Origin of the sequence: Achromobacter insolitus (genome assembly GCF_002209555.1) — a bacterium.
In the GTDB taxonomy this organism is placed as follows: domain Bacteria; phylum Pseudomonadota; class Gammaproteobacteria; order Burkholderiales; family Burkholderiaceae_B; genus Achromobacter; species Achromobacter insolitus.
The window spans coordinates 1-22407 of the sequence record NZ_NJIF01000013.1 but is presented as its reverse complement, the minus strand read 5'-3'; the positions used below and the strand labels follow the sequence as shown (position 1 = coordinate 22407).

General features: G+C 64.5%; 20 protein-coding genes. 14 read left to right on the top strand and 6 right to left on the bottom strand.

The window, feature by feature from the left end:
• Nucleotides 1-63: 63 nt before the first annotated feature.
• Complete coding sequence (locus tag CEY08_RS27110; protein WP_042792806.1) at nucleotides 64-1053, bottom strand: quinone oxidoreductase family protein; 990 nt, start codon at nucleotides 1051-1053, stop codon at nucleotides 64-66.
• Nucleotides 1054-1123: 70 nt separating this feature from the next.
• Nucleotides 1124-2101, bottom strand: coding sequence for a DMT family transporter (locus CEY08_RS27105; RefSeq protein ID WP_088607847.1), 978 nt, complete (start codon nucleotides 2099-2101; stop codon nucleotides 1124-1126).
• Between the two features lie 73 nt (nucleotides 2102-2174).
• Between CEY08_RS27105 and CEY08_RS27100 the strand changes: the two genes are divergently transcribed.
• The 5 genes from CEY08_RS27100 (at nucleotide 2175) to CEY08_RS27080 (ending at nucleotide 7940) form a co-directional block, all read left to right on the top strand.
• Nucleotides 2175-3071: a DMT family transporter gene (locus CEY08_RS27100; RefSeq protein WP_088607846.1), complete on the top strand. Its 897-nt coding sequence runs from the start codon at nucleotides 2175-2177 to the stop codon at nucleotides 3069-3071.
• Between the two features lie 31 nt (nucleotides 3072-3102).
• Nucleotides 3103-3609, top strand: coding sequence for a MarR family winged helix-turn-helix transcriptional regulator (locus CEY08_RS27095; RefSeq protein ID WP_063639685.1), 507 nt, complete (start codon nucleotides 3103-3105; stop codon nucleotides 3607-3609).
• Nucleotides 3610-3707: 98 nt separating this feature from the next.
• Nucleotides 3708-5129, top strand: a complete 1422-nt coding sequence (locus CEY08_RS27090; protein WP_088607845.1) for an efflux transporter outer membrane subunit — start codon at nucleotides 3708-3710, stop codon at nucleotides 5127-5129.
• Nucleotides 5130-5151: 22 nt separating this feature from the next.
• On the top strand, nucleotides 5152-6345 hold the full coding sequence (locus tag CEY08_RS27085; protein ID WP_042792802.1) for an HlyD/EmrA/EmrK family protein: 1194 nt from the start codon (nucleotides 5152-5154) through the stop codon (nucleotides 6343-6345).
• A complete protein-coding gene (locus tag CEY08_RS27080; RefSeq protein WP_063639687.1) occupies nucleotides 6342-7940 on the top strand; it encodes a DHA2 family efflux MFS transporter permease subunit in 1599 nt (532 codons plus the stop codon). Before CEY08_RS27085 ends, CEY08_RS27080 begins: the two co-directional genes overlap by 4 nt.
• Before the next feature lie 54 nt (nucleotides 7941-7994).
• Here CEY08_RS27080 and CEY08_RS27075 read toward each other — a convergent pair whose 3' ends face one another.
• The 3 genes from CEY08_RS27075 to CEY08_RS27065 form a co-directional block, all read right to left on the bottom strand.
• Complete coding sequence (locus CEY08_RS27075) at nucleotides 7995-8954, bottom strand: hypothetical protein (RefSeq protein WP_063639688.1); 960 nt, start codon at nucleotides 8952-8954, stop codon at nucleotides 7995-7997.
• A gap of 31 nt (nucleotides 8955-8985) precedes the next feature.
• Complete coding sequence (locus CEY08_RS27070) at nucleotides 8986-10053, bottom strand: tartrate dehydrogenase (RefSeq protein ID WP_042796889.1); 1068 nt, start codon at nucleotides 10051-10053, stop codon at nucleotides 8986-8988.
• 126 nt (nucleotides 10054-10179) lie between these two features.
• Nucleotides 10180-11709 (bottom strand): helicase HerA-like C-terminal domain-containing protein, encoded by a 1530-nt coding sequence (locus tag CEY08_RS27065; RefSeq protein WP_063639689.1) that lies wholly within the window; start codon nucleotides 11707-11709, stop codon nucleotides 10180-10182.
• 160 nt (nucleotides 11710-11869) lie between these two features.
• Here CEY08_RS27065 and CEY08_RS27060 point away from each other — a divergent pair, with 160 nt between their 5' ends.
• The 7 genes from CEY08_RS27060 to CEY08_RS27030 all read left to right on the top strand — a co-directional run bounded on the left by CEY08_RS27060 (nucleotide 11870) and on the right by CEY08_RS27030 (nucleotide 17162).
• Nucleotides 11870-12601, top strand: a complete 732-nt coding sequence (locus CEY08_RS27060; RefSeq protein WP_042792801.1) for a YebC/PmpR family DNA-binding transcriptional regulator — start codon at nucleotides 11870-11872, stop codon at nucleotides 12599-12601.
• Between the two features lie 142 nt (nucleotides 12602-12743).
• A complete protein-coding gene (gene purD / locus CEY08_RS27055; protein ID WP_063639690.1) occupies nucleotides 12744-14051 on the top strand; it encodes a phosphoribosylamine--glycine ligase in 1308 nt (435 codons plus the stop codon).
• Nucleotides 14052-14063: 12 nt separating this feature from the next.
• Nucleotides 14064-14975: an oxygen-dependent coproporphyrinogen oxidase gene (gene hemF / locus CEY08_RS27050; protein ID WP_076812295.1), complete on the top strand. Its 912-nt coding sequence runs from the start codon at nucleotides 14064-14066 to the stop codon at nucleotides 14973-14975.
• Nucleotides 14972-15559, top strand: coding sequence for a nicotinate (nicotinamide) nucleotide adenylyltransferase (nadD, locus tag CEY08_RS27045; protein ID WP_076812292.1), 588 nt, complete (start codon nucleotides 14972-14974; stop codon nucleotides 15557-15559). Before hemF ends, nadD begins: the two co-directional genes overlap by 4 nt.
• Nucleotides 15560-15633: 74 nt before the next feature.
• A complete protein-coding gene (gene rsfS / locus CEY08_RS27040; RefSeq protein ID WP_042792798.1) occupies nucleotides 15634-16035 on the top strand; it encodes a ribosome silencing factor in 402 nt (133 codons plus the stop codon).
• 7 nt (nucleotides 16036-16042) lie between these two features.
• Entirely contained in the window at nucleotides 16043-16513 is a 471-nt protein-coding gene (gene rlmH / locus CEY08_RS27035) for a 23S rRNA (pseudouridine(1915)-N(3))-methyltransferase RlmH (protein WP_042792797.1), read from the top strand.
• A gap of 34 nt (nucleotides 16514-16547) precedes the next feature.
• Nucleotides 16548-17162: a Maf family protein gene (locus CEY08_RS27030; RefSeq protein WP_076812288.1), complete on the top strand. Its 615-nt coding sequence runs from the start codon at nucleotides 16548-16550 to the stop codon at nucleotides 17160-17162.
• 89 nt (nucleotides 17163-17251) lie between these two features.
• Here the strand turns inward: CEY08_RS27030 and CEY08_RS27025 are convergent, their stop codons facing one another.
• On the bottom strand, nucleotides 17252-18619 hold the full coding sequence (locus CEY08_RS27025; RefSeq protein ID WP_076812286.1) for a dicarboxylate/amino acid:cation symporter: 1368 nt from the start codon (nucleotides 18617-18619) through the stop codon (nucleotides 17252-17254).
• A gap of 400 nt (nucleotides 18620-19019) precedes the next feature.
• On the opposite strand from CEY08_RS27025, the gene CEY08_RS27020 reads away from it, so the two are divergent.
• Nucleotides 19020-20888 carry a sensor histidine kinase gene (locus CEY08_RS27020; RefSeq protein WP_076812283.1) on the top strand — a complete coding sequence of 623 codons (1869 nt, stop codon included), beginning with the start codon at nucleotides 19020-19022 and terminating at the stop codon, nucleotides 20886-20888.
• Entirely contained in the window at nucleotides 20872-22281 is a 1410-nt protein-coding gene (locus CEY08_RS27015; RefSeq protein WP_232033751.1) for a sigma-54-dependent transcriptional regulator, read from the top strand. Before CEY08_RS27020 ends, CEY08_RS27015 begins: the two co-directional genes overlap by 17 nt.
• Nucleotides 22282-22407 lie beyond the last annotated feature (126 nt).

Sequence of the window (22407 nt, the reverse complement as noted above, 5' to 3'; positions counted from 1 at the left end):
TGCGCAATGCCGGGCCTGGCGCGGCAGACCCAAGAGCCGCCGCGCGCGTTGTGCTCGCCCGGATCAGTCCAGCATCAGCACCGTGGCGCCGGTGGTCTTGCGCGCGGCCAATGCGGTCTGCGCTTCGCCGGCCTGCTCCAACGGATAGCGCTGGTCGATACGGACCTTGATCTTCTTCTTCAGGACCAAATCGAACAGTTCCTCGGAAGCGGCCTGCAGCTTGGCCAGCGTGTTCACGTGCAAGCCCAGCGACGGGCGCGTCACGTACAGGCAGCCCTTCTGGTTCAGTGTCGCCAGGTTGACGCCCGAGACCGGGCCGGACGCGTTGCCGAAGCTCACCATCAGGCCGCGCGGCTCGATGCAATCCAGCGAGGTCTCCCAGGTGTCCTTGCCCACGCCGTCGTACACCACCGGCACTTTCTTGCCGCCGGTCAGCTCGAGCACGCGCTCGGCCACGTTTTCGCGCGAGTAGTCGATGGTTTCCCAGGCGCCGTTGGCGCGCGCCAGCTCGGCCTTCTCGGGGCTGGAAACGGTGCCGATCAGCTTCACGCCCAGGGCCTTGGCCCATTGGCACGCAATCAGGCCCACGCCGCCGGCGGCCGCATGAAAGAGAATGGTTTCGCCGCCTTGCAGACGGTAGGTCTGGCGGAACAGGTATTGCACCGTCAGGCCCTTGAGCATCAGGGCGGCAGCCTCGTCGAAACCGATGCCCTTGGGCACCTTGACGACCTGGGCGGCCGGCACGTTGCGCGCCTTCGCGTAGGCGCCGATCGGGCTCTGGCCGTAGGCGACGCGGTCGCCCTTCTTCAGATGCGTAACGTCCGCGCCCACTGCGGTCACGACGCCGGCAGCCTCGAAGCCCAGGCCGTGCGGGAGCGCGTGGGGATACAAGCCCGTGCGGTAATAGATATCGATGAAGTTCAAGCCGGCGGCGTGCTGCTCGATCGTGACTTCATTGGCGGCGGGCGGAGGAACTTCCACCTCGACCAGCTTCAGGACTTCAGGACCACCGTGCTGCTCGATACGAATTGCCTTGACGAGATTGCTGGCCATGCTGGCCTCCTTTCATTGGAAAAAATGCTAACGGGAGCCTTTTTGCGGCCCCTGAACGAGAAAACCAGATTCAACGCGATGGCCGGGCCTCGCGCTGCCTGGCGGACGACAGCCTGCCGGCCCCGCCCCCCATCAGCACGAACACGCCAGCCAGCACCAACGCAGTCCCCGCCATCTGCCACACCGTGATGGGTTCTTGCAGGAACCACGACGCCAGAAACAGCACCGATACCGGTCCGATCATGCCCAGCAAGGACGCCGTGGGCGCGCCGATCAGCGCCACCGCCCACATCAGCATGAACACCGGCACTACCGTATTCAGCGTGGCGTGGATCACCGAATACCCGTAGACGCCGGCAGGCTGGATCAGCATGCCTGGCGGATGCACGGCAAAGAACTGGATGATGCAGGCCACGCAAGACACCAACATGGCATATGCGACCAGACGCGTCGCGCCGAGCCGCTTGACCAGCTCCCCGGAACAGATCAGGTACACAGAATAGCTTGCGGCCGACCCGAAAACGAACAAAGACCCTAACAGCACCTCGCCGCCGCCAAAGGACAGGTCGTGGGCGAACACCAGCACCACGCCCGCATAGGACAACACCATGGCCATCCATTGGCGGCGTTCGACCGGCCGCTTGAACCAGAACGCCGACAGCAGCACCACCAGCGAGGGCGACAGGAACAGGATCAGACGCTCCAGGCTGGCGGTGATGTAGCGCAGCCCCAGAAAGTCCAGGAAGCTGGACAGGTAGTAGCCCAACAGGCCCAGCACGCAGACCTGCAGGCGCTCTTTGGACGTCATGACGGGAATCTCGCCGCGCGCCGCGCGGCGCGACTGATACCAGGCCACGGCAGCAAAAAACGGCATGGCAAAAAGCATGCGAAACGCGATCAGGGTGACCGCGTCAATGCCGTAGCGGTACGTGAACTTCACCACAATCGCCTTGGCCGAGAACAGGACCGCCCCCAGGGTCGCCAGGATGAAGCCGGCCGCGCGGCTGGAAGGACGGAAGGGCGGCGAAAACTTGGCAAGGCGATTCATGCGATGATTTTATGTTCTGTGCAAAAACACCGCACGCCCTGCCTATGCTTTCCGGCCAAATTTCGTCTTACGCATGACCCGACACCGCGCCCTTACTTATATTCATATTGCCGCCGTGCTGTTCGGCCTGACCGGCGTATTCGGCGAGCTGATCCAGGCCAGCGCCGCCGTCATCACTCTAGGCCGGGCCATCTTTGCGGTGCTCGCGCTCGGACTCTTCGCCCGCATGCGCCGCAAGCCGCTGCTGGGCGCCCTCACGCCCGCGCAATTGTTCGTCCTGGTGGTGTCGGGCGCCTTGCTGGCAGGACACTGGGTCACCTTCTTCATCGCCGTGAAAGTCGGCGGCATCGCCATTGCCACGCTGGGTTTCGCCAGCTTTCCCGCCTTCATCACCTTGTTCGAGGGCCTGCTCTTTCGCGAGCGCATCCGCGCGACCGAATGGCTGCTGCTGGGCTTGGTGACCGCGGGTCTCGTGCTGGTGACGCCCGCGTTCAATCTGGCCGACCAAGGCACCATCGGCCTGGCGTGGGGGCTGTTATCGGGCTTGAGCTTCGCCCTCCTGGCCTTGAGCAACCGCCGCTCGGCCTCGGGCATGGACCCGATGCAAGTCGCCTGCTGGCAAAACCTGGTGGTGGCGCTCGTGATGCTGCCCTTCGCCGTCTCCCAATTGCCCGTCCTGCCGGCGCTGGACTGGTTCTGGCTGGCGCTGCTGGGCATCTTCTGCACGGGCTTGTCCCACTACCTGTTCGTGTCCAGCCTGACGCGGTTGAACGCCCGCAGCGCCGGCTTGGTCATCGCGCTGGAACCGGTGTACGCCATTGCCTTTGCCTGGATCCTCTTCAGCCAGCAACCCACACCCCGCATGATGGCGGGCGCCGCCCTGATCGTCGCCGCCATCGTCTGGTCGGGACTGCGCAAGCAAACGCCTAATGCCGCAGCGCCCGAGGCTCCCGCGAAGATACAGCCTTGACAATAACTGACTAGGCAGTAAAATTTGGCGCATGAATGCTGCGCCTCCCCCCTCTACGCCTGAAACCACTGTCCATTACCGCGGTGACGCCCGCTGCATGATGGAGGACAACGCCGGTTTCCTTATCAAGCAGGTCTACAACTCCCTGAACCGCATGCTGGATCAGGAAATGGCCCCCCTGGATCTCACGGCCATGCAATGGCGTCCCATTGCCTTGATCTTCCTGGGCCGCGCCGATACGCCCGCGGAACTGGCCCGCCTCAACGGCATGGACACGGGCGCCATGACGCGCGCGCTGGATCGCCTGGAAGCCAAAGGCCTGCTTCGCCGCAATCGCAGCCAGGACGACCGCCGCGTGGTCAAGATCGAACTGACCGAACTCGGTGAGGCCAAGGCACGCCAGATTCCCGCCAACATTGCTCGATCGCTCAACTGCCATTTGCGCGGCTTCTCCTCCGACGAAGTCGCCCAGCTCATGCACTTCCTGCGCCGGATGATCGCCAACGGCTCGGCTGCGTCTGCGCCGCCCGATCGCTGACGTCCAGCACGCTTACCCCAGATGCCTGGGGTTTTATTTGGCATAATAATTGCCTAGGCAAATACAGATTAATCAATTACTTTCAGCAAACAGTCAGGATGAAACGCCTTCTCACTACCGTATTGGTGCTGGCCCTGAGCGGTTGCGCATTGATGGAGTCCGGCTCCGAGCCCGTCGCCGCACTGGACGAGGCAAGGCTGGGCATTAGCGGCCAGGACACGGCCTGGCCCACCGCGCAGTGGTGGCAACGCTACGGCGACCCGCAGCTCAATGCCTTGCTGGATGAGGCCCTGGCCAACAATCCATCCATGAGTGCCGCGCAGGCCCGCCTGGCCAAGGCCAACGCCGCCGTTGGCATCGCGCGCGCCCCGCTGCTGCCGCGCGTGGACGCGAACTACACATTGACCCGCGAGCATTTGTCCAAGGACTACATCTATCCCGCCCCCATGGGGGGCTCGGTCGTCAGCGACAACCGGCTGGCCCTGGACTTCAGTTATGAACTGGATTTCTGGGGCAAGAACCGCTCGCGTCTGCAGGCGGCCGTGTCACAGCAGGCGGCCGCAGCAGCCGACGCGCAAGCGGCACGCAATCTGCTGGCCGGAGCCACCGTCCGCGCCTACCTGAACCTGCAAAACGCTTTTGCCCAGCGCGACGTGCTCAACCGCGTGCTGGACCAGCGCGCCGAAGTGTTGTCACTGACCCAGGGCCGTTACAAGGCCGGGCTGGACACCCAGGTGGAAGTCAAACAGGCGGAATCCTCGCTGGCCGCCGGCAAGGTGGAACTGACGCAGACCGACACCACCCTGGCGCAATTGCGCAATCAGGTCGCCGCCCTGGCTGGCGCCGGCCCGCAACGCGGACAGTCCTTGCAACCGGTAGCGTTGACGGCGCCCGCCGGTGGCGTGCCGGCCAGCGTGCCGCTGGACCTGCTTGGACACCGGCCCGATGTCACCGCCGCAAAATGGCGGGCGGAAGCCGCGCGCCATGCCATCGACAGCGCCAAGGCCGAGTTTTATCCCAATGTGAACCTGGCGGCATTCGTCGGTTTCCAGGCCATGGGCACCGGCAACCTGCTGGGCGCGGATGCCCGCATGGCCGGCTTCGGGCCGGCAGTCACGCTGCCCATCTTCCACGGCGGCGAACTGAATGCGAATCTGGCCGGCCGCCGCGCCGACGCCGACCTCGCGGTATCGGACTACAACCAGACCGTGCTGGACGCCGTGCATCAGGTCGCCGACGCTCTCGACGGATTGCGCCTGCTGGACCAGGAAAAGGCCCAGCAGCGCCAGGCCCGCGAAGCCATCGACGCCGCCTACGACCTCGCGGTCAAGCGCTACAAGGCCGGCATGGGCAACTACATCTCGGTGCTCATCGCGCAAACCGGCGTACTGACCCAGGCGCGGCTGGACACCGATCTGCGCATCCGCGCCTATCAGCTGGACGCCAGCCTTGCCAATGCGTTGGGCGGCGGCTACGCCCCCCCGGCCGAGTCCGCCCCCGCCACGAACCCCACCCATTGAACGCTCCCCGGATTCAGACGTCATGACCGCAGCCACTCCCGCCGCCAACCCCGCCCGCAAACGCCTGCTGCTGCTGGCGACCGGGGCCTTCATCCTCATCGCGATCGCATATGGCATCTGGTGGGCGCTATTCGGCGCTCACTTCGAAAGCACCGATGACGCCTACGTACATGGCAACCTGGTGCAGATCACGCCGCAGGTGCCCGGCACGGTCGTGGCGATCGAGGCCGATGACACGGAAACCGTCGCCGCCGGCCAGCCGCTGGTGCGCCTGGATCCGGCCGACACCGACGTGGCCCTGCAGCAAGCCCAGGCCAAGCTCGCGCAAACGGTGCGCCAGGTCCGCACCATCTATGTCCAGAACGATGCCCTGGCCGCCGACGTCGATCTGCGCAACGCAGACATCCTGCGCGCCCAGGCCGAACTGACCCGCGCGCAAAGTGACGTAAATCGCCGCCAACAACTGGCCAAGTCCGGCGGCGTCAGCGGTGAAGAAATCCTGCATGCCGAAGCCGCGCTGAAATCCGCCCAGTCAGGCCTGGCGCAGGCTCGCGCCGCGCTGGCCGCCTCGCGCGCCAAACTGGCCACCAATCAGGCGTTGACCCAAGGCACGACCGTCGCCGACCACCCCGACGTGCGCGAGGCCGCGGCCGGCCTGCGCAACGCCTGGCTGGCGCAATCGCGCACCGTGCTGCCCGCCCCGGTGGGCGGCGTGGTAGCCCGGCGCAGCGTGCAAGTCGGCCAGCGTGTTTCGCCCGGCTCGGCCCTGATGACGGTCGTGCCGCTGGACCAGGTATGGGTCGAGGCCAACTTCAAGGAAGGCCAGCTGCGCAAAATGCGCATCGGCCAGCCGGCCAAGATGGTCGCCGACCTGTACGGCAGCTCGGTCACCTACCACGGCACTATTGCCGGGCTGGATGCCGGCACCGGCAGCGCCTTTGCCCTGCTGCCCGCCCAAAACGCCACCGGCAACTGGATCAAGGTCGTGCAGCGCGTTCCGGTGCGCATCGCGCTCGATCCCGAGGACTTGAAGAAACATCCCCTGCGGGTAGGCCTGTCGATGGACGTGGAAGTAGACGTGGGCAAGCAGGAAGGCGAGCCGCTGACGCAGGCCGAACGCAAGGAGCCGGCGTGGTCAACGCGAGCATTCGAACCCGCCCACGATGAAGTCGACACCATGATCAGCAAGATCATCGAGGCCAACCTCGCATCATGAGCGCCGCCCAGCAGCCCGCTGCCCCTGCGGCATCTCCGCCGGGCACCTATCCGCCGCTAGAGGGCGCGACCCGCATCATCGGGTCGATCGCCCTGTCCACGGCGGTGTTCATGAACGTGCTGGACACGTCGATCGCGAACGTGTCCATCCCCACCATCTCCGGTGACCTGGGTGTCAGCACCAGCCAGGGCACCTGGGTCATCACCTCGTTCGCCGTCGCCAACGCAATCACCGTGCCGCTCACGGGTTGGCTCACGCAACGCTTCGGCCAAGTGCGGCTGTTCCTGGCGTCCACGCTGCTGTTCGTGCTGGCGTCATGGCTGTGCGGCTTTGCGCCGTCGCTGGAGGCCTTGATCGCCTTCCGCGTGCTGCAAGGCGCGGTCGCCGGCCCCATGATCCCCCTGTCGCAAGCACTGATGCTGGCGAGCTTCCCCAAGTCCAAGGCGGGCATGGCGCTGGCGGTATGGTCCATGACCACGCTGGTCGCCCCGGTCGCGGGGCCCTTGCTGGGCGGGTGGATTTCCGACAACTACACCTGGCCCTGGATCTTCTACATCAACGTGCCGGTGGGCCTGCTGGCCGCCTGGATCAGCTGGCGCATCTATGGCGAGCGGGAATCCGTCACGCGCAAGCTGCCGATCGACAAGATCGGCCTGGCGTTGCTGGTCGTGTGGGTAGGCGCGCTGCAAATCATGCTGGACAAAGGCAAGGAGCTGGACTGGTTCGCCAGCCCCACCATCATCGTGCTGGCTGCTACCGCCTTCGTCGCCTTCGTCTTTTTCCTGATCTGGGAACTGACCGATGCCCATCCCGTTGTGGATCTGCGCCTCTTCAAGATCCGCAATTTCACGGTCGGCGCGCTGACGCTGGCAGTGGCCTACGGCGTCTTCTTCGGCAACGTGGTGCTCCTGCCGTTGTGGCTGCAGAGCAATATGGGCTATACGGCGACCTACGCCGGGTTGGTGACCGCCCCGGTGGGCCTCCTGGCGATCCTGCTGACACCCATCGTCGGCAAGATGCTTGCCACGCGCGACCCGCGCCAGATCGCGACCGTGGCGTTCCTGATCTTCGCGCTGGTGTGTTTCATGCGTTCGGGGTTCAACACGCAGACCGATGTCCGCACGCTCATGGTGCCGACCATCATCCAGGGCGCGGCCATGGCGACGTTCTTCGTGCCGCTCACCTCGATCACGCTGTCCGGCATCGAGCCATGGCGCATTCCTGCCGCCTCGGGTCTGTCGAATTTCCTGCGCCTCACGGCCGGCGCGTTCGGCACGTCCATCGCCACAACGCTGTGGGAAAACCGCGCGACCATGCACCACTCGCAACTGACCGAAGTGGCCAAGCCCGGCCAGCAGGCGTTCGACCGGACCATGGACGCGCTGCAGAACGGGCTGGGCATGACGCATCAGCAAGCCCTGACGATGGTAGACGGCCTGATCAATACGCAAGCCTTCACCATGTCGGCGGTGGACGTGTTCTATGCGTCGGCCATCATCTTCCTGGCCCTGACTGGCCTGGTCTGGTTCGCCCGCCCCAGGTCCGCCAAGGCGGGCGGCGGCGGCGCGGCGGAAGCGGCGGCCGGCGCCCACTGACGCGCGGCGTGGCCGGCCCCGGACGTTACTGTCCGGGGCCGGCCACGCAAAGTCTTATTCTTTCAGCAGGACCTGCCAATCGGCGCGCTCGATGATGTCGGCCGACAAGGCACTGATGGGAGACAGGTTGAACACCGAGATGCCGCGCGCTCGCCATTGCGCGGCCGCGAATCGGAACGACGGCTCGATCAACTGCGAAAATTTGCGCGCCAGCCTGCTGGGTTGCGGAATCTGCCCTTCATCGTAGAAGCGCACCCCGTTCTGCAACGTCAGGTCCAGTCCGTGCGCATAGATTTTGCGGGCACCGCTGGACACCAGTACCTGCAAAGCGGCATAGGCCACCGTGTCCGCGTCGAACACGCCCAGCCCGGCATTGAAGCTGAATCCCATCCCGCGCTTCGCATCCAGCAATTGCACATCGGGAGAGGCCGCCGCCATTCGCTGCAGCACGGCCGGTGCGGAGATGCGTTGGTACGCGGGTTCGGAGATCAGTTCAATGATGCAGATGCGGCAGCGGATCGACTCCTGCGGCAGCCCCTGCATGATGTAGCGTAAGACTTCGGGGAGGACATACAGGGTCAGGTCGCGCGACACGATCTCCCGCACCAGGTCGATACGTTCCCGGGCGAAGTTCTGGTCGATGATGCAGTAGTACTTGAACGGCAGGTCGAACTTGCGCGCCAGCATGATGGCGCCGTTCACGCCCATCGCCGCACGGATGTCCAGCCGGTCATAGGGGATCCGCGTGACGGACGGACCACTCAGGATCAGGTGCACTTCCTGGTCGGCGGGATCGTAGCCGCGAGCCAGCGGGGTAACGGGCTGCGACCTGCCAAAGGCGCGAAAGCCGCAGATGGCGCCCCCCCGATCCCGCCAGATCCTGACGAAAGGCCACAAGTGCTGGTTATGCCTCTGCTTGCGCGACCGCAGCACGCGGAACAGCTTGCGTACGAAACGGTCGGCGCGCCCGCCGCCCACATGGGCGGCGGATGAGGAAAAGACAGATTCGTCCATTGACTAGCCTGAGGGCCTTGCCGGCTGGTCCTCAGCCGGCGGCGATCAGCGTGGCGATCGCGCTGCCGACCTCGGCGGTGGAGGCCGTACCCTTCATGTCGCGCGTGCGCGGGCCTTCCGCCAGGACGGTCTCGATAGCCTTGACGACCGCGGCCGAAGCGTCCGGATAACCCAGGAAATCCAGCATCAACGCACCGCTCCAGATCTGTCCGATCGGGTTGGCGATGCCCTTGCCGTAGATGTCCGGCGCCGAACCATGCACCGGTTCGAACAGCGACGGGAACTTGCGTTCCGGATTCAGGTTGGCCGAAGGCGCGATGCCGATGGTGCCCGTGCAAGCCGGCCCCAGGTCCGACAGGATGTCGCCAAACAGGTTGGAAGCCACCACCACGTCGAACCAGTCGGGATGCTGCACGAAGTGCGCGCACAGGATGTCGATGTGGTACTTGTCCCAACGCACATCGGGGTAGTTTCCTGCCATCTCGGCCACGCGCTCGTCCCACCACGGCATCGAAATGGAAATGCCGTTGGATTTGGTGGCTGCGGTCAAATGCTTGCCGCGCTTCTGCGCCAGTTCAAAGGCGAACTTCAGGACGCGATCGGCGCCGATGCGCGTAAACACACTTTCCTGGATGACCACTTCGCGCTCGGTGCCCGCGAACAGGCGGCCGCCGCTGTTGGAGTATTCGCCTTCCGTGTTCTCGCGAACGATGAAGAAATCGATCTCGCCGGGCTGGCGGTCTTTGAGCGGCGAAGGCACGCCGGGCATCAGGCGGACCGGACGCAGGTTGATGTACTGGTCGAACTCGCGGCGGAACTTGAAAAGCGATCCCCACAGCGCTTCGTGGTCAGGCACCGTGGCGGGCCAGCCGATGGAACCGAAGAAAATCGCTTCGTGCTGGCCGATCTGCGCTTGCCAGTCGTCCGGCATCATCTTGCCGTGCTTGGCGTAATAGTCGCAGCTCCAGTCGAAATGGTCCCACTGAAAATCGATGCCGAATCGCGTTGCGACCGCGTCCAGCACCTTCAAACCCTCGGGCACGACTTCCTTGCCGATGCCGTCTCCAGGAATCACCGCAATCTTGTGTTTCTTTGCCACCACGTCTTCCTTTGTTTTCCTTGGGTGCATCACGCGCGACCCCGGAAATCAACGGCCACGCGCAGCCCCTTATCATTGCACGAGAATGTTACTCGATACCATCCCTGGCGAAGCGCGCCCAGGGGTTCAACGGCGGCCTTTCGAGCCCAGCAACGAGCCCAGGATGCCTCGGGTCAGCTCACGTGCTATCGAGCGAGCCGTGCTCTTGGCCATGGTCTGCACGACACCGTCGCGTTTGCCGCCACGCGGGCCGGTGGACCCGAACAGGACTTCATTCAGGCTGTCCATGAGGCCGCCCCCAGATTCCTCCTGCGTGCCCCTGCCTTCATCAGGCTGCGCGGAGCCGTTCTTCGCGTTGCCTGCCGGCTCCGCCGGCTTGGCCGCGCGCCCCGCCAGGACTTCATACGCGGATTCCCGGTCAATGGCCTTTTCATATTTCGATGCCAGCGGACTCCCCTGGCGCAAGCTCTGCCGTTCGGCGTCGGTCGCCGGGCCGATCCGGCTTGCCGGCGGCACGATAAAGGCGCGCTCGGTGGGCATTGGCCGTCCCTTCGGATCCAGCAGTGATACCAGCGCCTCGCCCACGCCCAGCTCGGTAATGGCCGCCTCGATGTCCAGCCCGGGATTGGGGCGCATCGTCTGGGCTGCCGTTTTCACGGCTTTCTGGTCGCGCGGCGTAAACGCCCGCAGGGCATGCTGGACGCGGTTACCCAATTGCCCGAGCACGGTGTCGGGAATATCCAGCGGATTCTGAGTCACGAAATAGACGCCCACGCCTTTGGACCGGACCAGGCGCACGACCTGCTCGATCTTGTTCAGCAGCGCCGGCGGCGCGTCGTTGAACAGCAAATGAGCTTCATCGAAGAAAAACACCAGCTTGGGCTGCTCCATGTCGCCCACTTCAGGCAATTTCTCGTACAGGTCGGCCAGCAGCCACAGCAGGAAAATGGCGTACAGGCGGGGGGCTTGCATCAGCTTGTCGGCGGCCAGGACGTTGACGATGCCACGGCCCTGCGCATCGGTGCGCATCAGGTCGCCCACGTCCAGCATGGGCTCGCCGAAGAACTTCTCGGCCCCCTGCGATTCCAGGGCCAGCAACCCGCGCTGGATCGCGCCCACGCTGGCGGATGAAACATTCCCATAGCGGGTCTTGAGTTCCGCGGCGCGATCCGCCACGTTCTGCAACATTGCCCGCAAATCTTTCAGGTCCAGCAGCAACTGGCCTTCGTCGTCCGCCACCTTGAAGACCAGCGTCAGCACCCCTTCCTGCGTGTCGTTCAATTCCAGGATGCGGGACAGCAGCAGCGGCCCCATGTCCGAAACGGTGGCGCGGACCGGCAGGCCCTGCTCGCCGAACACGTCCCACAGCGTCACGGGGCTGGCCGCCCATGCGGGCTCGCTGAGGCCCAGGTTCTTCAGGCGCTCCAGCAGCTTGGGAGTGGCCGCGCCGGCCTGGGAAATGCCGGTCAGGTCACCCTTGACGTCGGCCATGAACACAGGCGTGCCGATGCGGGAGAAGGACTCGGCCAGGACTTGCAGGGTGACGGTCTTGCCGGTGCCCGTGGCCCCGGTGATGCAGCCATGGCGATTGGCCAGGGCGGGCAGCAGCGCCAACTCGGTCTGTGCATTTTTGGCGATGACAATGGGGTTGGGCATGTGCAGCTCTCCGAACCAGGAATCAGATGGATGCCCAAGTGTAGAGCCTGCCGCACCGCTTGTGCGCGTGGCAATAAGGACACATGCGGTCCGCCCCCGGGCGCGCCGGGCGCCGGCACGGTAAAATGCCATCTTTGCACACTATTTACCCTGGGAAGCCATGGCCGGACACAGCAAATGGGCCAATATTCAGCACCGTAAAGGGCGCCAAGACGCCAAGCGCGGAAAGCTCTGGACCAAGATCATTCGTGAAATCACCGTGGCGGCGCGTGCCGGCGGCCCTGACCCGGACAGCAACCCGCGCCTGCGCATGGCCTGGGACAAGGCCACCGACGCCAACATGCCCAAGGACAACATCCAGCGCGCCATCCAGCGCGGCGCGGGCGGCGCGGACGGCGAAGCCTACGAAGAAGTCCGCTACGAAGGCTATGGCATCGGCGGCGCAGCCGTGATCGTCGACTGCATGACCGACAATCGCACCCGAACGGTCGCCGAAGTGCGCCATGCCTTCGCCAAGAACGGCGGCAACCTGGGCCAGGAAGGCTCTGTCGCCTTCATGTTCAAACACTGCGGCCAATTCGTGTTTGCGCCCGGCACGTCGGAAGACAAGGTCATGGAAACGGCCCTTGAGGCCGGCGCCGAAGACGTTACAACCGACGAGGAAGGCGTGATCGAAGTGGTCTGCGCGCCGGCCGACTACGCCGCCGTGCGCAGCGCCTTCGACGCCGCCGGCCTGAAGGCCGAGGTGGACGGCATCGTCATGAAGGCCCTGAACGAGACCGAACTCGCTGGCGAAGACGCGATCAAGATGCAAAAACTGCTCGACGCCCTGGAAGGCCTGGACGACGTGCAGGAAGTCTATACCACCGTCGTTTTCGACGAAGCGCAGTAATCCCTTTACCCCCGGCGACGCGAAGGCCCCGCCTTCTCGGCGCCACGCTGTCACCGGATCCGGGCCCGCCCGGCTTCCTTGGCCTACTCCCACGGGCTGGCGCCTTGCGGCGCTCGACTGGCAACCTTAAGAACCACGCAACATGAAACTCCTGGTAATTGGCTCTGGCGGCCGTGAACATGCCCTCGCCTGGCGTCTGGCCCGCTCCCCGCGCGTCCACAAGGTGTACGTTGCCCCGGGCAACGGCGGCACGCAACGGGCCGAACAGATCGAGAACATTCCGTTCACCAATGCCGAGGAATTGGCCGATTTCGTGCAACGCGAAGGAGTCGCCCTGACCGTCGTCGGCCCCGAGGCCCCGCTGGCCGCCGGCGTCGTGGATGTATTCCGCGCCCGTGGCCTGAAGATCTTCGGGCCGACCAAGGCCGCCGCCCAACTGGAAAGCTCGAAAGACTACGCCAAGGCCTTCATGGTCCGGCACAACATCCCGACCGCCCGCTACGAAACCTTTACCGACCCGGCCAAGGCGCACGCCTACATCGACCAGGAAGGCGCGCCCATCGTGATCAAGGCCGACGGTCTGGCTGCCGGCAAGGGCGTTGTGGTCGCCGCCACGCTGGAGGAAGCACATGCCGCCGTGGACGCCATGCTGGGTGACGGTTCCATGGGCGCAGCAGGCGCGCGCGTCGTCATCGAAGAATGCCTGGTGGGCGAAGAAGCCAGCTTCATCGTCATGTGCGATGGCCGCAACGTCCTCGCCCTGGCCACCAGCCAGGACCACAAACGCTTGCAGGACGGCGACCAGGGGCCCAACACGGGCGGCATGGGCGCCTATTCGCCCGCCCCCATCGTCACTCCGGAACTGCACCACCGCATCATGCGCGAAATCATCCTGCCGACCGTGCAGGGCATGACGCGTGACGGCATCCCGTACACGGGTTTCCTGTACGCAGGCCTCATGATCGCGCCGGGTGACGACCCCGATCGCGAAATCAAGACCCTGGAGTTCAATTGCCGCATGGGCGACCCGGAAACCCAGCCCATCATGATGCGCGTCAAGAGCGATCTGCTGGACGCCCTGGAGCATGCCGTGGACGGCACGCTCGACCAGGCCGACATCATCTGGGACCGCCGCACCGCGCTGGGCGCCGTGCTGGCCGCGCACAACTACCCCAACACGCCGCGCACCGGCGACGTCATCCGCGGCCTGCCCGCCGACGCCGAGGACTGCATGGTGTTCCACGCCGCCACCAAGCTGGATGGCGAGGAAATCAAGACCACCGGTGGCCGCGTGCTGTGCGTCACGGCGCTCGGCGACTCTGTCAAGATGGCCCGCGACCGCGTCTACGAAGCGATCGATGGCATCCATTTCGACGGCCGTCAGTACCGCAGCGACATCGGCTGGCGCGCGCTCAAGCCGTCCCAGCAGAAGTCCAAGCCCAACGTCTAGCTGGATCCGTAGATGAACGCCTTGCCCGTCTCTTCCGTCCGAGACTACCTCACCGGCTTGCAGGCCCGTATCGTCGGCGCCCTGGAAGCCGCTGAAGGCGCGGCTTTCCGCAGCGACGAATGGGTGCGCCCCGAAGGCGGCGGTGGACTATCGCGCCTGCTGGAAGGCGGCTCGTTGTTCGAGCGGGCCGGCGTGCTGTTCAGCCACGTCCAGGGCACCAGGCTGCCCCCCTCGGCCAGCGCGCACCGCCCCGAACTGGCGGGCCGTTCATGGGAAGCCATGGGCGTGTCCATGGTGCTGCACCCACGCAATCCCTATGTGCCCACCACGCACATGAACGTGCGCATGTTCCTGGCGGCCGCCCGCCCCGGGCACGACGAGGCTGACGTCTTCTGGTTCGGCGGCGGCATCGACCTGACGCCTTACTATCCGTTCGAGGAAGACGCCCGCCATTTCCACGTCACCTGCCGGGACGCGCTGGCTGCTCACGGCGCCGATTATTACCCGCGCTACAAACGCTGGTGCGACGAGTATTTCTTCCTGAAGCACCGCAATGAAACGCGCGGCGTCGGCGGCATCTTCTACGACGATCTGAATGCACCCGGGTTCGACGCCTCGTTCGCCCTGACCCGCTCCGTGGGAGACGCCTTCCTCCCGGCCTACATGCCGATCGTGGAACGCCGCCGCGGCCAGAACTACGGCGAACGCGAACGCGACTTCCAGGCCTACCGCCGGGGCCGTTACGTGGAATTCAACCTGGTCTTCGACCGCGGCACGCTGTTCGGCCTGCAGTCCGGCGGCCGCACCGAATCGATCCTGCTGTCCATGCCGCCCCTGGCGCAGTGGCGCTATGACTGGCAACCCGAGACGGGCACACCCGAAGCGGAATTGGCTGCCTACCTGAAACCGCGGGATTGGGTTTGAAAAGCATCGGCCTCCTGGGCGGCAGTTTCGACCCCGTCCACCTCGCGCATATCGCATTGGCGCAGAATGCCTTGCAGTCCCTTGGCCTGGCCGAGGTGCAGCTCATCCCCGCGGCCAATCCCTGGCAACGCGCGGCGCTGCATGCCACGGCCGAACAACGCCGTGACATGCTGCAGCTGGCCATTGCCGGCCATGCGGGCCTGGTGGTCAATCCCATCGAAATCGAACGTGGCGGCGCAACCTACACCATCGACACGCTTCGCGCCCTGCCTCAGGACGCTCGCTATGTCTGGCTGCTGGGCACCGACCAGCTCGCAAATTTCTGCACCTGGCGCAACTGGCAGGACATCGCGAGCCTGGTGGATCTGGCCGTCGCCACCCGCCCGGGCACCAAACTCAGCGCTCCGCCTGCGCTGGCCGCACATCTGCTCAGCCAGGGGCGCAAACTCCAGGAACTGCCTTTTACCCCCATGCCGGTATCGGCCTCGGAGATCCGCCGACGCCTTGCGCAAGGTGAATCCACCGACGGCATGCTTGCCGCACCAGTCGCCGCCTATATTGCGGCGCACCATCTTTACCGATAAACCCACACCCGCCGGGCACTGAAAACGCCACCGGACCAGCATTCGCTCTCCGCGCGCGGGTTATATTTGCTGCTATGGATATACAAAAACTCCAACGCGCCGTCATCGACGCCCTCGAAGACGTCAAGGCGCAAGACATCAAGGTCTTCAACACCACGCATCTGACCAGCCTGTTCGATCGCGTCGTGATTGCAAGCGCCACCTCCAACCGCCAAACTCGCGCCCTCGCTTCCAGCGTGGCGGACCGCGGCCGCGCGCTCGATCTCTCCGGAATCACCATCGAAGGTGAAGACACGGGCGAATGGGTCGTCGTCGACCTCGGCGACGTGGTCGTGCACATCATGCAGCCCGCAATCCGTCAGTACTACAACCTGGAAGAAATCTGGGGCGGCAAGCCGGTACGCGTAAAGCTCCTGCCTGAGTCCACCCGCGCAGTGCCGGTTGCCACCGACGGCGCTCACGACGGCGAATACTGAGTCCGCCGTGAAGCTGATAGTCGTGGCCGTGGGGACGCGGATGCCGGACTGGGTGCAAACCGCCTGGGACGACTACGCCAAACGCCTGCCGGCCGACTGCGCGCTGGAACTCCGCGAAATCAAGCCCGAGCCGCGCACCACCGGCAAAACGCCCGCTCAGATGATGGCGGCGGAAGCCAAACGGATCGAAGCCGCACTGCCCGCCGGCGCCTTGCGCCTGGCGCTGGATGAACGCGGACGAGACCTCACCACCATGGCGTTGTCGCAAAGGCTGGAGCAATGGCGCGCCGGCGGTCAGGACGTCGCGTTTCTCGTCGGCGGTCCGGACGGGCTGGACGCCGGCCTGAAGGCCTCTTGCGCCGGACAGTTGCGCCTGTCCTCGCTGACGCTGCCCCACCCCATGGTGCGCGTGGTGCTGGCCGAGCAGCTCTACCGAGCCTGGGCCATCATGACCAACCATCCCTATCACCGCGCCTGACCGCTGGCCGGGCCGGCGCCTACCTCGCTGACGCATGACCGACTCCGTTACCCCCACGCGCCTCTACCTTGCATCCGCCAGCCCCCGGCGGCGCGAACTGCTGACACAGATCGGCGTGGCACACGAAGTCCTGCTCGTGCCAGCCCCTCCGGGCGAGGACGAACCCCAGCATCCCGGTGAAAGCGGCGCCGACTACGTCCGGCGCACCGCAAGAGACAAGGCGCTGCGCGGCCGCGATTGGATGCGCAGCCAGCATCTGTCTCAGTTGCCGCTCCTGGCCGCCGACACGACGGTCATCCTGGCGGGCACGGTACTCGGCAAACCCGTCGACCGGGACGACGCGATCCGCATCCTGCGTGCCCTGTCGGGCTCGGCGCACGAAGTACACACCGCCGTCGCCGTCTGCTCGGGAGACCAATTGCAGGAAGCCGTCTCCGTCACCGAAGTCCGCATGCGGGAGCTGACGGACGCGGAAATCAGCCGTTATTGCGACAGCGGCGAGCCCTTTGGCAAAGCGGGCGCCTACGGCATCCAGGGCCTGGCCGGCACGTTCATTTCCCATATCGCCGGCAGCTATACCGGTGTCATGGGTCTGCCCTTGTTCGAAACGGCAAACCTGTTGCGCGCGGCAGGCATCCAGATTCCCTGATAGACGCGGCACTCGTCCCGAAAAAAACCCCCGAGACCTTGCAGTCCGGGGGATTTTTCATCGCAATCCAGTCTTTCTTCAAGCACCCATCAACCGTGCTGCACCGGCCGGCCCAGCGTCACCACGCCCGCGGAGGGCTTCTCCTGGACCGGGACGGAAGCCGGCACGGGCTGGACGTCGCCCTCCAGGGCTGCATGCAACTGCTCCTGATCCAGTTCCCCTTCCCAACGCGCGACGACCACGGTAGCGGTCGCATTGCCGACCAGATTGGTCAGCGCGCGGCATTCGGACATGAAGCGGTCCACGCCAAGAATCAGTGCCATGCCAGCGACCGGCACGGAAGGCACGACTGACAGCGTGGCAGCCAAGGTGATGAAGCCCGCACCAGTGACACCCGCCGCGCCTTTGGAACTCAGCATCGCAACCAGCAGCAGCAGGATCTGATCGCCCAGCGACAGAGGAATGTCGCAAGCCTGGGCAATGAACAGCGCCGCCATCGTCATGTAGATATTGGTGCCATCCAGGTTGAACGAATAACCGGTAGGCACCACCAGGCCCACTACCGACTTCGAACATCCGGCGCGCTCCATCTTCTGCATCAGCGTGGGCAGCGCGGCCTCGGAAGAACTGGTACCAAGCACCAGCAGCAGTTCTTCGCGGATGTAGCGCACCAGCTTGAGGATCGAGAAACCGTTGTAGCGGGCCACCAGGCCAAGCACCACGACCACGAACAGCACCGACGTCGCGTAGAAGGTGCCAACCAGCATCGCCAGATTGATGACGGATTTGATGCCGTACTTGCCAATGGTAAAGGCCATCGCACCAAAGGCCCCGATGGGCGCGGCCTTCATCAAGATGGCGACCAGCTTGAAAACCGGCTGGGCCAGGGCAGTCATGAAGTTCAGTATCGGCTTGCCGCGCTCCCCCACCATGGCCAGCGAGACTCCAAACAACACGGCCACAAACAGGACCTGGAGAATATCGCCGCCCACGAATGGGCTGAAGATCGTGGTCGGGATCACGTTCATCAGGAAGCCGGTGATGGTTGAATCATGCGCTTTGGCCACGTAACCCGACACCGCCTTCTCATCGAGCGTCTTGGGGTCGATGTGCATGCCGGCACCCGGCTGGACGATATGGCTGACGATCATTCCCACAATGAGCGCGAGCGTTGAGAACACCAGGAAATACAGCATGGCCTTGCCCGCCACGCGACCGACCTTTTTCAGGTCGCTCATCGCGGCGATGCCAGTGGCCACGGTCAGGAAAATCACCGGGGCGATGATCATCTTCACCAGCTTGATGAAGGCATCTCCCAGCGGTTGCATCTGCTGGCCGAGCTCCGGCTTGAATGCACCCAGCAGCACCCCCACCAAGATGGCGAAAATCACCTGCACATAGAGGATTTGATAGAACTTGAGCTTGCGCGCGGGCGCGACTTGATCCACGTCGATCATTGGGATTTGTCCCCACCAAGGCCCCTTGCTCCGGGCGGTTGGGCACGGGCGACGGGGCGTTATCTGTTTTCTGGCCTGCGGGTGTCATCACAAGCCGATTTCATCTCTGCCAAATCGCGAGACTTGGACTGGGTAATGCAAGACTCGTGCCAACCGCCCAGGCGTTATCTGACTTACGCAAGTCATTGATTGAAAACGGTTATCCCCATCACCACGGAAATTCAACCGCTCTTTTCAGGCGAAATTCCACACACAAGCAAGGTAGAATGTGCGAAAAACCGCACAACCCATGTCTAGTCGCCCTTCCTCCGCCGCCTCGGCGCCCAATCCGGACTCCGAAAATCGGCCTGCCCGCACGCGCCCAGCTTCCGCATGGTCGTGGCCCTGGCGGGCCGCCGCCATGCTCTTGGGCACAGGCATCGTCTTTGGCGTGCTGCATATCGCCACGCTCTGGGCTCGCGACGGCGCGCTGCAAAATGCATCGGCGCAGGCGCGGGGCGCCGCGCAGATCAATGCCGCGCTCCTGCGCAACAATCTCGACAAGTTCCGGGCGTTGCCATTCGTCCTCACCCGGGACGTCGATGTGCGTGCCGCCTTGCAGCAAAGCTCGCCCGCGCAGATCGAATCCCTGGACGAAAAACTCGATACGCTCAGCCGCGGCGTGGGCGCGTCCGCTATCTACGTCCTGGACAAGAAGGGCCTCGCCATTGCTGCCAGCAACTGGCGCGAACCAGCCACCTTCGTTGGCGTGGATTATCAATTCCGGCCCTACTTCCAGGGCGCGGTCTCCAGGGGTTCGGCAGAGCATTTCGCCCTGGGCACGATCAGCCATGAAGCTGGGCTGTATCTTTCCAGGCGGGTGGACGGCGCCAATGGCGCCATGCTGGGCGTGGTCGTACTGAAAGTGGACTTCCGCGACCTGGAAGCCGATTGGCGCCAGTCCAATGCCCCCATTTTCGTCACCGACGAACATGGTGTGGTGTTGCTGGGCAGCATCTCCGACTGGCGCTTCGACGTGCTGGCGCCGCTGGCCCCGCCCCTGGCGCGCACGTTGCGCACCAGCCTGCAGTTCGGCGATGCCCTGTTCCAACCCTTGCCGCTCAAACCGCCGCTGCACCCGGTCAGCAACGGCCAGCTCGTCCGCACGGAGTCCACCCTGCCGCAGATCCCCGCCGGCGCTCCGCTACTGCACACGACCCTGCCTATCGTGGAATCGCCCGGCTGGACTTTGCACCTGTTGTCGCCGGTGCAGGCGGCCATCAACCAAGCGACCGCCAACGCGCAGCTCGGCGCTTTGCTGGCTCAGAGCGCGCTGGCCGCCATCGTCGGTTTCATCCTCTTTCGCCGGCAGCGCAACCGCGAACGCGCTGAACAGCAGGCGGCCGTCCAGGAACAGTTGGCCTCACTAGTCGACGAACGCACGTCGCAGTTGTTGAGGGTGAACGAACAGCTGGTGGATGAAATGGACGAACGCCAGCGCACGGCGGCCCGCCTGCACACCATGCAGGAAGAACTGGTCCAGGCCAGCAAGCTTGCCTTGCTCGGCCAAGTGGCCGCCGGCGTGGCACACGAGATCAATCAACCCGTCGCCGCGATACGCGCTTACGCCGACAACGCCGCTGAGTTCTTGCGGCGGCAGGATGATCGGGCCGCACAAGAGAACCTGGGCACCATCGCTGCATTGACCGAACGTATCGGCCACATCACCGGTGAATTGCGTGCTTTCTCGCGCAAGGCCGGGGCCTCGGTGGGGCCGGTCAGCTTGAAGGACTGCCTGGAAGGCGCCCTGCTGCTGGTCGCGCCGCGCGCGCGGAGGCAAGGCGTCGTATTGCAGCGGCCACCCGAGGCCCAGAACTACCAGGTTCAGGCCAACCGCGTGCGACTGGAACAGGTGCTGGTGAATCTGCTGCAGAACGCCATGGAAGCCCTGGAAGGCCTGGCGGACGGCCGCATCGTCGTCGCCTTGCAAGACCTGGGAGCCACGGTGCAGGTCTACGTCAGCGACAACGGCCCCGGCTTATCCCCGGAAACTCGCGCCCACCTGTTTACCCCTTTTCACACCACTAAGCCGGAAGGCCTGGGACTTGGCTTGGTCATCTGCCGAGACATCGTCGCTGAATTCGGCGGCGACCTGATCGCCGCAGACCCGGCCGACCCCACTTTCCCCGCTCCGCATGGCCCAGGCAGCGGTGCGATGTTTATTCTGACGTTGCGCAAGGCACCCGGCCAAGGCAACGCTACGAGCCTCCATCATGCCCCCAGCAACTGAACTCCCATCTCCCCCGCCAGCCTCCCTGGACGGCAGCCTGCAGCAGCCGTTTTCACCGCGAGCGGTGTTCATCGACGACGACGAGGAGCTGCTGCGCGCCAACGCGCAAACACTTAAACTGCACGGCATCAAAGTGGATGCGCACGCCAGCGCGCGCGCCGCGTTGCCGTTGCTGACGCGTGAGTTCGACGGCGTAGTCGTAAGCGACATCCGCATGCCGGACATGGACGGCCTGCAGCTGTTCCGGCGCATGCGCGATATCGATCCCGACATTCCTGTGATCCTCATCACCGGGCATGGCGACATCGCAACCGCCGTGCAGTGCATGCAAGACGGCGCCTACGATTTCCTGGCCAAGCCCTATGCCGCGGACAGGCTCATCACGGCGATCAGGCACGCCGCGGAAAAGCGCCATCTGATCCTGGAAAATCGCCGCCTGCGTGAAGCCGCCTTTGCGGTCGAAGCCGACGAGGTGCCCTTCATCGGCACCACGCCCGCCATGCAGCGGATCAAACAAACGCTGCGCCACATCGCCGACGCGGACGTAGACGTTCTGGTCGAAGGTGAAACAGGCACCGGCAAGGAAGTCGTGGCTACCGCTCTGCATCGTCTTAGCCGTCGTCGGCATCGCGCGCTGGTAGCGATCAATTGCGGCGCCCTGCCCGAAAGCGTTATCGAGAGCGAACTCTTCGGCCACGAGCCTGGCGCGTTCACCGGCGCCCAGAAAAAACGCATCGGCCGCATCGAACATGCCAGCGGCGGCACCTTGTTCCTGGACGAAATCGAAAGCATGCCCCTGGCCGTCCAGGTCAAGCTATTGCGCGTACTGGAATCGCGTCAGATCACCCCCCTGGGCAGCAACGAAGTGCGCAGTCTGGACTTGCGCGTGGTGGCCGCGACCAAGGAAGACCTGGGCAGTCCGGCCATACGCGATAAATTCCGCGAGGACCTGTTCTACCGCTTGAATGTCGTAACCATCCGGATCCCGCCCTTGCGCGAACGGCGGGAAGACATTCCGCTGCTCTTTGCCCACTATCTCGGGCATGCATCGCGCCGTTTCCAACGCGAAATTCCCGAAATGCCCGCGTCCATCAAGCAATATGTCATGACCCACGATTGGCCCGGCAATGTGCGCGAACTTGCGCACTTTGCCGAGCGCGTCGTGCTGGGCGTGCTGAACTCGCCAACTCCGCCCACTCCCGCCATGCCGGACATCTCAGAGAGCCTGCCGGAGCGGATGGAACGCTTCGAAGCGCAGCTCATCCGCGACGCGCTCCAGGAACACCAGGGCGACATCAAGGCCACGCTGGAATCCCTTGGCATCCCACGCAAGACTTTTTACGACAAGCTGCAGCGCCACGGCATAGACCGGCAGCAATACACGCAGCAATAGCTTTTCCAGCAGAAGCCCCAAACAAAAATCCCTCGCAGGCTGTTGCGGCGAGGGATTTTTGTTTGCTGCGGCGTCACAAAGAACGGGCCGCAAGGCGCGCAACACAAAGGGGCAACACAAAGGGGC